This window comes from Mesorhizobium sp. M0139, from assembly GCF_040322455.1.
GTDB lineage: Bacteria > Pseudomonadota > Alphaproteobacteria > Rhizobiales > Rhizobiaceae > Mesorhizobium.
On the sequence record NZ_JAMYTN010000003.1, the window covers coordinates 158,487 to 172,180 of the forward strand.

General features: G+C 64.0%; 11 protein-coding genes. 8 read left to right on the forward strand and 3 right to left on the reverse strand.

What is annotated here, in order from left to right:
* Nucleotides 1-18 precede the first annotated feature (18 nt).
* The 4 genes from NKJ58_RS05785 (at nt 19) to NKJ58_RS05800 (ending at nt 5,971) form a co-directional block, all read left to right on the forward strand.
* On the forward strand, nt 19-1,308 hold the full coding sequence (locus NKJ58_RS05785; protein ID WP_352852858.1) for a D-arabinono-1,4-lactone oxidase: 1,290 nt from the start codon (nt 19-21) through the stop codon (nt 1,306-1,308).
* Entirely contained in the window at nt 1,305-2,477 is a 1,173-nt protein-coding gene (locus NKJ58_RS05790; protein WP_352518751.1) for an alanine racemase, read from the forward strand. Before NKJ58_RS05785 ends, NKJ58_RS05790 begins: the two co-directional genes overlap by 4 nt.
* 79 nt (nt 2,478-2,556) lie before the next feature.
* The gene (locus NKJ58_RS05795) at nt 2,557-4,269 is read left to right on the forward strand and encodes an aldehyde dehydrogenase family protein (RefSeq protein WP_352518750.1); all 1,713 of its coding nucleotides are present in this window, start codon (nt 2,557-2,559) and stop codon (nt 4,267-4,269) included.
* 49 nt (nt 4,270-4,318) lie between these two features.
* Nucleotides 4,319-5,971 carry an FAD-binding dehydrogenase gene (locus NKJ58_RS05800; RefSeq protein ID WP_352852859.1) on the forward strand — a complete coding sequence of 551 codons (1,653 nt, stop codon included), beginning with the start codon at nt 4,319-4,321 and terminating at the stop codon, nt 5,969-5,971.
* A gap of 237 nt (nt 5,972-6,208) precedes the next feature.
* On the opposite strand, the gene dgoD is transcribed toward NKJ58_RS05800, so the two are convergent.
* Nucleotides 6,209-7,357, reverse strand: a complete 1,149-nt coding sequence (gene dgoD, locus NKJ58_RS05805; RefSeq protein ID WP_352852860.1) for a galactonate dehydratase — start codon at nt 7,355-7,357, stop codon at nt 6,209-6,211.
* 7 nt (nt 7,358-7,364) lie between these two features.
* The gene (locus tag NKJ58_RS05810; RefSeq protein WP_245259915.1) at nt 7,365-8,054 is read right to left on the reverse strand and encodes a FadR/GntR family transcriptional regulator; all 690 of its coding nucleotides are present in this window, start codon (nt 8,052-8,054) and stop codon (nt 7,365-7,367) included.
* Nucleotides 8,055-8,299: 245 nt separating this feature from the next.
* On the opposite strand from NKJ58_RS05810, the gene NKJ58_RS05815 reads away from it, so the two are divergent.
* The 4 genes from NKJ58_RS05815 to NKJ58_RS05830 all read left to right on the forward strand — a co-directional run bounded on the left by NKJ58_RS05815 (nt 8,300) and on the right by NKJ58_RS05830 (nt 12,638).
* Nucleotides 8,300-9,289 (forward strand): arabinose ABC transporter substrate-binding protein, encoded by a 990-nt coding sequence (locus NKJ58_RS05815; RefSeq protein ID WP_023668118.1) that lies wholly within the window; start codon nt 8,300-8,302, stop codon nt 9,287-9,289.
* 70 nt (nt 9,290-9,359) lie between these two features.
* A complete protein-coding gene (araG, locus tag NKJ58_RS05820) occupies nt 9,360-10,871 on the forward strand; it encodes an L-arabinose ABC transporter ATP-binding protein AraG (RefSeq protein ID WP_023817865.1) in 1,512 nt (503 codons plus the stop codon).
* Nucleotides 10,872-10,882: 11 nt separating this feature from the next.
* Nucleotides 10,883-11,833 (forward strand): L-arabinose ABC transporter permease AraH, encoded by a 951-nt coding sequence (gene araH, locus NKJ58_RS05825; protein WP_023668120.1) that lies wholly within the window; start codon nt 10,883-10,885, stop codon nt 11,831-11,833.
* Nucleotides 11,834-11,858: 25 nt separating this feature from the next.
* Nucleotides 11,859-12,638, forward strand: a complete 780-nt coding sequence (locus NKJ58_RS05830; RefSeq protein ID WP_352852861.1) for an SDR family oxidoreductase — start codon at nt 11,859-11,861, stop codon at nt 12,636-12,638.
* Nucleotides 12,639-12,700: 62 nt separating this feature from the next.
* Here the strand turns inward: NKJ58_RS05830 and NKJ58_RS05835 are convergent, their stop codons facing one another.
* Nucleotides 12,701-13,648: a GlxA family transcriptional regulator gene (locus tag NKJ58_RS05835; protein WP_023685300.1), complete on the reverse strand. Its 948-nt coding sequence runs from the start codon at nt 13,646-13,648 to the stop codon at nt 12,701-12,703.
* Nucleotides 13,649-13,694 lie beyond the last annotated feature (46 nt).

Genomic DNA, 13,694 nt, shown 5'->3' on the forward strand with positions numbered 1-13,694 from the left:
CGTCCCAGGGAGGCAATTTTGGGAGAGGCTATCAGCCAGTGGAGCAATTGGTCGGGCTATGTCACGGCCACGCCGCAGGCTTTTGCCGAACCGCAGAGTCTCGATGAGCTGAGTGGTGCCATTCGCAACGCGCCGGGACCAGTTCGATTCGCTGGCACGGGCCATTCCTTCACGCCTCTGGTTAAGAATGACGGGACGATCCTGTCGCTTGATCGCTTCGAGGGCCTGAGGTCGCACAATCCCGAAAGGCTGACAGCACGGGTCGGCGCCGGCACCAAGATCGGCGCGCTGGCAAAGCTGTTGCACGGCGTCGGCCAGGCGCTGCCGAACATGGGCGACATCGACAAGCAGGCGTTCGGCGGGGCGCTGGGCACCGCCACCCACGGCTCGGGCATCACGCTCGGCGCTTACCATACCCAGCTCGAGGCGATGCAGATCGTCGACGGGCGTGGCGCCGTGAAAGAGTTCGACTGCGCCAACAGCCCCGACATGATCGATGCCATGGGCGCCTCGCTCGGCGCCTTCGGCGCCGTCACCGAAGTGACGATCCGCAACGTGGCGAGCTACCGGATGCGGCACCGCCGCTGGACGGCGCCGATCGCCGATGTGCTTGCGCAATTCGAAAGCACCATGACGGCGCATCGTTCGGCCGAGTTCTACTATGTGCCGTTTTCCGGCCAGGCGCTGCTGATTGGCAGCGACATCACCGAGGCGCCGGCGACGGTGCGTCCGCCGACGGAAGACGACGATGCGGTGACGACGCTGAGAAAACTGCGCGACTATCTCAGCTGGCTCCCTTGGCTGCGCCGCCGTCTCATCGGCTCGGCCTTCGCCAAGGTGCCGGCCGAGGATTATATCGAGGAGTGGCTGAAGGTCTTCACCTCCGAGCGCAACGTCAAGTTCAACGAAATGGAATACCACCTGCCGTTCGAGGAAGGGGCGGCCGCACTCAGCGAAATCATTGCGCTGCTCGAGACGCGGTTTCCAGAGGTCTATTTTCCGATGGAGGTGCGCGTCGTCGCGCCCGACAATGTCTGGCTCAGCCCCTTCTACAAGCGCCCGACCTGTTCCATCGCCATCCATCACGGCGTCGAGCGCGATCCGATGGCGTTCTTCAACGCCGCCGAGCCGATCTTCAGGAAGCGCGGCGGCCGCCCGCATTGGGGCAAGATGCACAGCCTGACATCAAGGGAATTGAGCGCGCTCTATCCGCGCTGGAACGATGCGATGGCGGTCCGCCGCGAGATGGACCCGGACAACCGCTTCGTGTCGCCCTATATTGCCAGGCTGCTCGGCGTCGCGGCATGAGCCTGACCGACACCTATTTCGCCGAAATGTCCGGCGCGCTCAGGGCGGCCGGGATCTTTCAGCCTTGCCTGGTGCTCGATCTCGACCGGCTCGATCACAACATCGCTGCGATCAAGGCGAAGTTCGCCACGGGCCTCGATCTGCGCCTCGTCGACAAGTCGCTGCCATGCCTGCCGCTGATCGAACATATCCGCGCGGCGTTTGCGACCGACAGGCTGATGACCTTTCATCTGCCGATCAGCGCCGAGATGCTGAAAGCGTCTCCCGATGTCGATCTCCTGTTAGGCAAGCCGATGCCGGTTGCCGGCGCCAGGCACGCGCTGACCAAGGGCATTCTCGCCGGGCTCGGCAAAGCTACGTCGCGGATCGTCTGGCTGATCGACACCGAGGAGCGGTTGGCCGCCTATGGCGCGCTTGCCGCCGAGCTCGACCGCGAGCTGCGCGTCTGCTTCGAGGTCGATGTCGGCCTTCATCGCGGCGGTATCAGCGATCCCGACTCACTGGCCCGGGCAGTTTCCGCGTTGGCGAATTACCCGCGGCTGAAATGCGAAGGCGTCATGGCCTACGAGGCGCATATCGGCCATATCCCCAAACTGCTGGGAGGACCGGCCAAGGCGCGCGTCAAGGCGATCAGCCTGTTTCGCCAGTATGTCGCTTGCCTTGCCGCCGACCAGCGCAAGATCCTCAATCTTGGCGGCAGCAGCACCGCATTGCTCTATGACAGCTGGGTCGGCGCCAATGAATTGTCCATCGGATCGGCTTTCATGCTGCCGACCGATTTCGACGTGCCGAGCCTCAACCAATTGCAGCCTGCCGCTTTCATCGCGACACCGATCCTGAAGGTGGTCGATGTCCAGGTGCCGGGCCTCGACCAGCGCTCCTGGCTGCTGCAGAAGCTCGGGCTGTTGCCGCGGCGCGGCTGTTTTCTCTATGGCGGAAAATGGATGGCGAAGCCCGTCCATCCCGTGGGGATGAAGACCGACAAGACGTTCGGCTTTTCGACCAATCAGCAATTCATGGCGCTGCCCGACAACGTCAATGTCGGGCCTGACGACTACGCCTTCCTGCGTCCGACGCAGAGCGAATTCGTGCTACAACAGTTCGGTTCGATCCAGGTCTATTCCGGCGGGAAATTCGTCGAGCAATGGGCCGCACTGCCGTTTTCGTAGAGCAATTCCAGGAAAAGTGTGAAGCGGTTTTCCCACAGGAATTGCGTCAAACAAAGAGATCGAGGTGGAGGAGGATAGGATGGTTGCCAAGGCAGTCAAAACCCAGCCCGTGCAGCCTGAATGGGCAGCCGAACTCGACCTCGCGCTCACCGATCTCGACGCCAGGAAGGACGACTGGGCGCAGACCTCGAATGGCGAGCGGATCGCCTTGCTGCGGCAGGTCAAGGATCACATCCGCGAGGTCGCCGAGGCGTGGGTCAAAACCGCGACGCGCAAGAAGGGCATCCCGACCGGCTCGCCGCTGGAAGGTGAGGAATGGCTGGCTGGCCCGGCGGCGCTGATGGATGGCTGCAACCAGTTCATCCACACGCTGAGCCTGATGGAGGGCAAGAAGTTCCTCGACAGACTGCCGGTCCGCACCTTGCCTAGCGGACAGGTGGCGGTGACGGTGGTTCCGAATTCGCTTTGGGACAAGGTGCTGTTCACCGGGCTGAAGGCAGAGATCTGGATGCAGCCCGGCGTGACCAAGGCGAACCTCGCCGCAAACACCGCATCGGCCTATGACGCGCCGCGCACCAGCCGCAAGGGCAAGATCGGCCTCGTGCTCGGCGCCGGCAATGTCGCCTCGATCGCGCCGCTCGACTGCCTGCACAAGCTTTTGGTCGAGCACCAGGTGGTTCTGCTCAAGATGAACCCGGTCAATGATTACCTCGTTGATTTCCTGCGGCCGGCGCTGCGGCCGCTGATCGAATTCGGCGCGCTGCGCATCGTGCGCGGCGGCACCGATGTCGGTGCGTATCTGTGCAACCACGATCTCGTTGACGACATCCACATCACCGGTGCCGCCGCCTCGCATGACGCGATCGTCTGGGGTCCCGGCGAGGAGGGCCGCAAGAACAAGGCGGCGGGCACGCCGCGCAACAGCCGGCGTATCACCTCTGAGCTTGGCGGCGTGGCGCCGACCATCGTGGTGCCCGGCCCATGGTCGAATGCCGACATCGCCTACCATGCCGAACTGATCGCCACACAGAAGCTCAACAATTCCGGTTTCAACTGTATCGCCTGCCAAATGCTCGTGTTGCCCGAAGGCTGGGACAAATCCGACGCGCTTCTGGCGGCCCTCGAAAAGATGATGCAGAAAGCCCCGTCGCGCCCGGCCTATTATCCCGGCGCGACCGAGCGCCTCGCCGCCTTCGAGGCGCATGCCGACAGCGTACAGAAATTCGAGCGGCCCGGCGGGCCGGCCTGCGTGGTGGTGCCGTTCCGGCCGGGCACGGATACCTATCTCGAAAATGCCGAGGTGTTCGCGCCGGCGCTCAGCGTCATGCGGCTGCCGGCGGGCAATGCGGAATCCTATCTGCGCGCCGCTGTCGCCTACGCCAATGAAAAGCTGCACGGCACGCTTGCCGCCAACATCCTCATCCATCCCAGGACGATCGCCGAGATCGGCCGGCAGCGCCTCGAGGAAATCATTGCCGAACTGCGCTATGGCGGCATCGGCATCAATTCCTGGAGCGGCGTTCTGTTCGCGCTGCTGCGCCCGACCTGGGGTGCTTTCCCTGGCCACACGCTCGACGACGTGCAGAGCGGCATCGGCGTCGTCCACAACACCTATTTGTTCGACAGACCGGAACGCAGCGTGCTCGAAGCGCCGTTCCGCATCATGCCGAAGCCGGCCTGGTTCCTGACCCACAAAAGGGCACACATGGTCGGCCGCCTGATCACCGAGTTCAACTACCGGCCGAGCCTCATGAAGCTGCCGCGCATTATCTGGAACGCGCTGCGCGGCTAGCAACGAGCATCCGATCTCAAAAACAAAAGCCGGCACAGGAGCTACGACAATGGCTGACGCGGATGCAATCATCGTTGGCGGCGGGCTGGCCGGCCTGGCCGCAGCCGCGGAACTCGGCGATGCCGGCAAACGCGTGATCATCGTCGAGCAAGAGGGTGGCGGTTTTCTCGGCGGCCAGGCATTCTGGTCGCTCGGCGGCCTGTTTTTGGTCAACACGCCCGAGCAACGCCGCCTGCGCATCAAGGACAGCCGCGACCTCGCCTGGCAGGATTGGCTGGGCTCTGCCCAGTTCGACCGGCCCGAGGACCATTGGCCAAGGAAAGTGGCGGAAGCCTATGTCGATTTCGCCGCCGGCGAGATGCGGCCGTGGCTCTACGCCATGGGCATGCGCTGGTGGCCGGTGGTCGGCTGGGCCGAGCGCGGCGGCGCGCTGGCCAATGGCCACGGCAATTCAGTGCCGCGCTTCCACCTGACATGGGGCACTGGGCCGGGCGTGGTCGCGCCGTTCGAAAGGCGCGTGCGCGAGCACGTCGCCAAAGGGCTGATCACTTTGAAATTCCGTCATCAGGTCAGCCGGCTGATCAAGACCAACGGCGCGGTCACCGGCGTCGCGGGCGAAATTCCGGAGGCATCCGATGTCGAGCGCGGCAAGCAGTCGAGCCGCACGGCCGTCGGCGATTTCGACCTTTCGGCCGGTGTCGTGATCGTCACCTCCGGCGGGATCGGCGGCAATCATGAGTTGGTTCGCAAGGTCTGGCCGGTCGGGCGGCTGGGGCCAGCGCCGAAGCGTATGGTTGCCGGCGTGCCGCACCATGTCGACGGCCGCATGGTGGCGATCACCCAGGACGCCGGCGGGGCCGTCATCAACGCCGACCGCATGTGGCACTATGTCGAGGGGATCAAGAACTGGGATCCGATCTGGCCGAACCACGGCATTCGCATCCTGTCGGCGCCGTCGCCGCTATGGTTCGATGCTCTGGGACAACGCATGGAGGCGCCGTTCTTCCCGAGCTTCGATTCGCTCGGCACCTTGAAGCGTATCCTGTCGACGGGACACGATTATTCCTGGTTCGTGCTGAGCAAGACGATCGCTTCGAAGGAGTTCGTGCTGTCGGGTTCGGAGCAAAACCTAGACTTTACGGCCAAGGATTGGCGGGCCGTGCTGAAGAACCGGCGCGGCGGCAAGGCGCCACCATCGGTGGCAGCGTTCCTGGAAAAGGGCGAGGACTTCGTCGTCCGCGACAACCTGGCCGACTTGGTCGCCGGGATGAACGCGCTGTCAGGCGACAATCTGCTCGACTACGACGGGCTCAACGCCCAGATCGTGGCGCGCGATCGCGAGGTCGACCATGCCTATACCAAGGATGCGCAGGTCACAGCCATCCGCGGCGCCCGCAACTACATCGGCGACAAGATCTTCCGGGTGACCAAGCCGCACAAGATACTCGATCCCAGGCACGGGCCGCTGATCGCGGTGCGCCTCAAAATCCTGACGCGCAAAACGCTTGGCGGCCTGCACACCAATCTCAATTCGCAGGTTCTCGATGGCAATGGCGCGCCCATTGCCGGGCTCTATGCGGCAGGCGAGGTGGCCGGCGGCGGTGGCGGCGGCTATCACGGCTACAATGCGCTGGAAGGGACATTTCTCGGCAGCTGCATCTTCTCCGGCAGGAACGCAGGCCGGCACGCCGCGGGCAGGTGACGCGGCTGGCGGGCCAAGAAAAGGTCGATGAGAACAGGACATCCGCCATGTCCCAGGATAGCGACCGCTTTCGATCGCTTGCCGCAACCCAGGCGGTCAGCAGTTGCGGCTTGCCGGCGCCGACGGTTCCCATGCGCTGGTGCTCGGCGCCGCGGCCCATCAGAGGCCTGCGTTACGCTGGCGCCACCGCGAAATTGAGCTCGAGGTCCTGAAGGCCTGGCAGCAAGATCGGCCGGACTACCACTCGGCAAACGAGCCGTCCTTGTGACGCCAGACCGGGTTGCGCCAGCGGTGGCCTTCCTTGGCGCGTTCCTTGACGTAGTCCTCGTCGATTTCGACGCCGAGGCCGGGACCATCGGGGATTGCGACATAGCCATCCTCGTAGCGGAAGACGTCCTTGTTGGCGGCATAGTCGAGCAAATCGTTTGCGGCGTTGTACTGGATGCCGAGGCTCTGTTCCTGGATGAAGCAGTTGTAGCTGACGGCATCGAGCTGCAGGCAGGCGGCGAGCGCGATCGGGCCGAGCGGGCAGTGGGGCGCCACCGCAATGTCATAGGCCTCGGCCATCGCCGCGATCTTGCGGCATTCGGTGATGCCGCCGGCATGCGACAGGTCCGGCTGGATGATGTCGACGGCGCCCTGTTCGAACACCGATTTGAAATCCCAGCGGCTGTAGAGCCTCTCGCCGAGTGCGATCGGCGTCGAGCCGAGGGCGGCGATCTCCTTCAGCGCCTCGCGATTTTCGCTCAGCACCGGCTCCTCGATGAACATCAGCCGGTAGGGTTCCAACTCCTTGACCAGCATGCGCGCCATCGGCCGGTGGACGCGGCCGTGGAAATCGACAGCGATGCCAATGTTGGACCCAACGGCCTCGCGCACCATGGCGACTCGTTCGACAGCCGCATCTATTCTGTCATGGCTGTCGACGATCTGCAGTTCCTCGGTGCCATTCATCTTCAGCGCCTGAAAACCGCGCGCCACCACTTCCCTGGCGCCATCAGCCACTTCCGCCGGCCGGTCGCCGCCGATCCAGGAATAGACCTTGATGCTGTCGCGCAGCTTGCCGCCGAGCAGTTCGTGCACAGGCACGCCGAGCGCCTTGCCCTTGATGTCCCACAGCGCCTGGTCGATGCCGGCAATGGCGCTCATCAGGATCGGCCCGCCGCGGTAGAAGCCGCCGCGATGCATCACCGTCCAATGGTCCTCGATCAGGCGCGGGTCCTTGCCGATCAGATAATCGCCAAGTTCCTTGACCGCTGCCTCGACCGTCAGCGCACGGCCTTCGACCACAGGCTCGCCCCAGCCGGTGACGCCGGCATCGGTCTCGATCTTCAGGAACAGCCAGCGCGGCGGGACGATGTAGGTGGTGAGCGAGATGATTTTCATGCTGGTCTCAGTTGTTCTTGAGTTTCTTGGCGCTGACCAGGTCGCGCGCCGCAAGGTCGAGGATCCGGCCTGCCGCCGCACGCGCTGCCGCGGCATCGCGCATGCGCAGTGCCTCGACCACCTCGCGGTGCGCCGCCACCGCTTCCATGCGCCGGGCGAGCGAAATGGTCGCCGTTGCTTCGAGCGAGAATTTCAGCCCGGTGTCGATCAGATTGCCGATCTGGCGGAAGATCGGGTTGTGGCTCGCGGCATAGACGATCTGGTGGAAGGTGATGTCCGAGCGCGAGAAGGCGGCGAGATCCTCGCCGGCATTGGCCATGCCGCGCCAGGCGGCTTCGAGATCGGCGATCTCCTGCAGCGTCGCACGAGTCGCCGCCAGTTCAGCTACCAGAGGTTCGATGGCGCGGCGCGTTTCGAGGATGGCGTCGAACAATTTGTCGTCCAGCGCATGCGGCGCGTGCCAGGCCAGCACCTGCGGGTCGATGATGTTCCAGTTGTCCTGTTCACATACAACCGTGCCGATGCGCGGCCGCGACAGCACCAGCCCTTTGGCGGCCAGCACCTTCAGCGCTTCGCGGATGACGGTGCGGCTGACGCCATATTCGACGCCGAGTTCGTTTTCGGTCGGCAGGGACGAGCCGGCGGGATAGCGTCCGGAAAAGATGTCTGAGGCAAGCGCCTTGGTCACATCGGGCATGACGCGCGGGCGGCGGGTGTCGCCTGATGCCTTCTTCGAAGTCTCGGTCACCTCAGCCCTCCTCCAAGGCGGCGAAACCACTGATCTCGCGTCCCCGGCCTTACCGGATGCGGATGATTTACGCCAGCGATCCCTGGTCGGAGCATGTAGCTCAATTATCATACCAGATCAATTGACGAGTATGATAAAAAGAATTAGAGACTCTGCATCCGGGCTGAGCGCCCGGCCATCGCTGGGAGGTAATCATGCGACTTCTGAAGACCGCGCTCGTCGCGGGCGCCCTTGCCGTGCTGTCCGTCACGACCATCGCTGCATATGCTCAGGACACCAAGATCGGTTTCATCGTCAAACAGCCGGAAGAGCCGTGGTTCCAGGACGAATGGAAGTTCGCCGACCAGGCTGCCAAGGAGAAGGGTTTTACCCTGGTCAAGATCGGCGCCGAGGACGGTGAGAAGCTGATGTCGGCGATCGACAATCTCGGCGCGCAGGGCGCGCAAGGCTTCATCGTCTGCACGCCTGATGTGAAGCTCGGCCCCGGCATCGTCGCCAAGGCCGCCGCCAACAATCTCAAGCTGATGACGGTTGATGACCGTCTGGTCGGCGCAGACGGGAAGGCGCTGGAAGACGTGCCGCATATGGGCATTTCGGCGACCAAGATCGGCGAGGCCGTCGGCCAGGCGATCGTCGACGAAATGAAGGCGCGCGGCTGGAAGGCCGACGAGGTCGGCGCCATCCGCGTCTCCTATGATCAGTTGCCGACCGCCGTCGACCGGGTCGAAGGCGCCATTTCGGTGCTGAAGGCCAACGGCTTCAAGGCCGAAAACATCTTTGACGCGCCGCAGGCCAAGACCGATACCGAGGCTGCGCTCAATGCGGCGACGGTGGTACTCAACGCCCATGCCGACATCAAGAAGTGGGTCTCCTTCGGCCTCAACGACGAAGCCGTTCTCGGCGCCGTGCGCGCTTCCGAAAGCGTCGGCATCCCGGCCGAAAACGTGATCGGCGTCGGCATTGGCGGCGCGGATTCGGCGATCAACGAGTTCAAGAAGCCGACCGCCACCGGCTTCGTCGGCACGGTGATCATCTCGCCGAAGCGTCACGGGTACGAGACTGCGCTCAACATGTATGACTGGGTCGCCAACAACAAGGAACCCGAGAAGCTCATCCTGACCGCCGGTGCGCTGGCCAAGCGCGACGACTACCAGACGGTCCGCAAGGGTCTCGGCATCGAATAATCCTCCCTGTACAAACAGGCGGCGGCTCACAGTCGCCGCCTGTTTGGCATGGCAAAAGGATAGGCGCCCCATGTCCTTTCTCGACTTCTCGGAAATCACCAAGACCTATCCGGGCGTCAAGGCGCTGTCGGACGTCTCGTTCGGCGTCGACAAGGGCGCCGTGCACGGCCTGATGGGCGAGAACGGCGCCGGCAAATCCACGCTGATCAAGATCCTGTCCGGCGACCAGCATGCCGATGACGGCGAGATCCTCATCGACGGCAAGATGCAAGCCTATGCAACGACGCGAGATGCCTTCGACAATGGCGTCATCGTCATCCACCAGGAACTGCAGCTGGTTCCCGAGCTCACTGTTGCCGAAAACCTCAGCCTCGGCCGCTTCCCCGCCAACGCCGGCATCATCGCCCGTGCCAGGATGCTGGACGATGTTGGCGCCAAGCTGAAATCAGCCGGCATCGACATCGATATCAGCCGCAAGGTCAAGACGCTGTCGATCGGCGAGCGCCAGATGGTCGAGATCGCCAAGGCGATCATGCTCGACGCGCGCGTCATCGCTCTGGACGAGCCGACCTCGTCATTGTCGTCGCGCGAAAGCGAAATCCTGTTTGCCCTGATCGACGACCTGCGCGGCGAGGGCAAGGTAATCATCTATGTCTCGCACCGGCTGGACGAAGTGTTCCGCCTCTGCGACAGCCTGACCGTGCTGCGCGACGGCAAGCTCGCGGCGCACCATGCGTCGCTGAAAAACGTCACACGCGACCAGGTCGTCGCCGAAATGGTCGGCCGCGAAATCTCCGATATCTGGGGGTTTCGCCCACGCCCGGCCGGCGATGTCCGGCTGAAGGTCGACGCTGTTTGCGGAGTAAAACTGACGACGCCCGCCAGCTTCGAGGCGAGGGCGGGCGAGATCGTCGGCTTCTTCGGCCTGATCGGCGCGGGGCGCTCGGAACTGATGCGGCTGGTGTTCGGCGCCGACCCGCGCTCAGGTGGCAGCATCAGCGTGGACGGCAAGGTCGTGCATGCCACCGATCCGCATGACGCGATCCGCGCCGGGATCGTTTTGTGCTCGGAAGACCGCAAGCATGACGGCATCATCCAGGGCCGCTCGATCGAGGAGAACATCAACATCTCGTCGCGGCGTCATCACACACGCTTCGGAATCTTGAACCGCGCTAGCGAGATCGCCACCGCCGAGACCTTCATCAAGAAGCTCAAGGTGCGCACGCCGTCGCGCAAGCAGGACATCATCAACCTCTCCGGTGGCAACCAGCAGAAGGTCATTCTCGGCCGCTGGCTGTCGGAGCAGGGCGTGCGCGTGCTTATCGTCGACGAGCCGACACGCGGTATCGATGTCGGCGCCAAAGCGGAAATCTACGAACTGCTCTACCAGCTTGCCGAAGACGGCATGGCGATCGTCGTCGTCTCGTCCGAACTGCCGGAAGTGATGGGCATTTGCGACCGCATCCTGGTGATGTGCGGCGGGCGCATCAGCGCCGAACTCGCGCGCGACCAGTTCGCCGAAAAAGCGATCCTGGCCGCCGCTCTTCCCGATCAGAAAACCCCCGACGCGATCGCATCCTGAGGATCTTTGCCATGACCGATCAGTTGAAGAAGATCCTGCTCGGCGAACAGGGCCTCGTCGTGATCTTCATCGTCGCCTTCGCGCTGGTGTCGCTGCTGGTGCCGAATTTTCTGACCGACCGCAACATGCTCGGCCTGCTGCAATCAGTGGTCACCGTCGGCATCGTCGCCTGCACGATGATGTTCTGCCTCGCCGCGCGCGACTTCGACCTCTCGGTCGGTTCGATCGTTGCTTTCGCCGGCATGGTCGCGGTGATGGCGTCGAACTATACCGGTTCGATCCTGCTCGGGCTTCTCGCGGCAATCGCCTGCGGCGCCTTCGTCGGCTTCATCAATGGCGTCGTCATCGCCAAATTCCGCATCAACGCGCTGATCACGACGCTGGCCACCATGCAGATCGTGCGCGGCCTTGCGCTGATAGCATCCGATGGCCGCGCCGTCGGCATCAACAGCCCGGATTTCTACCAGCTGGCGCTATCCAAGCTGTTCGGCATTCCGACGCCGGTCTGGGTCCTGGCCGTGCTGTTCTGCATCTTCGGTTTTGTCCTCAATCGTACCGTCTTCGGCAAGAACACGCTGGCCATCGGCGGCAACCCGGAGGCCTCGCGCCTGGCGGGCGTCAATGTCGACTGGACGCGCATCTGGATCTTTGCTCTGCAAGGCGTGGTCTGTGGCATCGCCGGCATCCTTTTGGCCTCGCGCATCACGTCGGGCCAGCCCAATGCGGCGGTCGGGCTTGAACTCTCGGTCATCTCGGCCTGCGTGCTCGGCGGCGTCTCGCTTGCCGGCGGCCGCGCCACCATGTCGGGCGTCATCGTCGGCGTGCTGATCATGGGCATCGCCGAAAACGCCATGAACTTGCTCAACATCCCAGCCTTCTACCAGTACATTGTGCGCGGCGTGATCCTGCTGCTTGCCGTTTTGCTCGACAATCTGCGTTCGTCGGCACTGGGCCGGCGCTGATCCGTCTTCCAGTGGAGTGACAGCCATGGCTGAGCGCCTGTCCGGCAAACGCATCTTCCTCACCGGCGCCGCGCAAGGCATCGGGCTTGCCATCGCTGAAGCTTGCCTTGCCGAAGGCGCAAAACTGTTCCTGGTCGATCGCGACGGCGCGCTGCTGGACAAAACGGTCGCCGGCCTAGCAGCACCGCAGGGCCATGTCGGGCATGTCTCAGCCGACATCAGCGACGGGGCCGCGATTGCCGCTGCCGTCAGCCGGGCGACCGACGCGATCGGGCCGATCAACGCGCTGATCAACAATGCGGGGATGAATGTGTTCTCGACGCCGCTCGAGGCGACTGAGGAGGAGTGGAACCGCAATTTCGATGTCAACGTCAAAGGCGCCTGGAACTGCGCCAAGGCGGTGCTGCCGGCAATGATCGCAAATGGCGGTGGCGCGATCCTCAACATCGCCTCGACGCACAGCTTCACCATCATCCCTCATACCTTCCCCTATCCCGTGGCCAAGCACGCGCTGCTTGGGCTGACCAAGTCGCTGGCGCTGGAATATGCCGGGCAGGGCGTGCGCGTGAACGCGCTGGCGCCCGGTTATGTCGAGACGCAGAAGGCAGCCGACTATTGGAACAGTTTTGCCGATCCGGTTGCGGCGCGCGCCAGGACGCTGGCGCTGCATCCCGGCGGCCGCATCGCCTCGGCGCGCGAGATCGCGCTGGCCGCTGTGTTCATGATTTCCGAGGAGTGCCCGTTCATGAACGCCGCGACCCTCGTCGTCGATGGCGGGCTCAGCCAGCTACAGCATCCCGCCTGAATGCTAGAGAGGCTCTATTTCTACGGCATCGACCGCCGGCCTAATGGAGCAAGCAGTCGCGATCAGAAACGCTCGCGATAGGCGCGCGGATTGGTGCCCAGCACGCGCAGAAAGCCGCGCCGCATGGTTTCTTCCGAGCCGAAACCGCAGCGGCGGGCCGTCTGGTTGACGGGCTGGCCACGCTCCAGCATCCGCCGCGCCGCCTCGATCCGGATCTCCTCGATCGCGCGGGCAGGTGTCCGGCCGGTGGCCTCGCGATAGCGCCGCGAGAAGCTGCGCGGGCTCATATTGGCGTGGTCGGCCAACTGCGTGAGCGACAGGTCACCGGCCAGATTTTCGAGGATCCAGCCATGCAGCCGGTCGAAGCGCCCGTCGCCTTGCTGCAGCTTGAGGGTCTGGCTGAATTGCGCCTGGCCACCGGGACGTTTCAGGAAGACCACCAACTCGCGCGCCACGCCGAGCGCCGTGTGCCGGCCAAGGTCGGCCTCGACGAGGGAGAGGGCGAGATCGATCCCCGCCGTTACGCCGGCGGATGTCCAGACATTGCCGTCGCGGATGAAGATCGGATCGGGTTCGAGCCGGACCGCGGGAAAGCGCCGGGCGAACTCCGCGCAGCGTCCCCAATGGGTCACCGCGCGGCGGCCGTCGAGCAGGCCAGCCGTCGCCAGCAGCATGGCGCCGCTGCAGACGGAAGCGGTTCGGGTGGCATCGCGCGAGCGACCGGCGATCCACTGGACCAGCACGGGATCGTCGCAGGCCGCGTTGACGCCCCATCCTCCGGGGACAAGCAGCGTGTCGATCTTACCTCCGTGGGTTGGCAGCACTGCTGCCTCCAGCACGAGACCGGCCGATGTCCGGATGCGCGGTGAGGCGGCGACGACCACGACCTCGTAAGGAGCCGGTTCGCCGGCCTGCCTTTTGAAATCATTGGCGCTGGCAAAGACCTGCAGCGGTCCGCTGACGTCGAGGAGCTGGATGTCGGGATAGGCAAGTACTTCGATACGGCGCATTGGTTTGGCCCGAAGCGAGGGATGAATGGCAATCGTGCCAAACCAT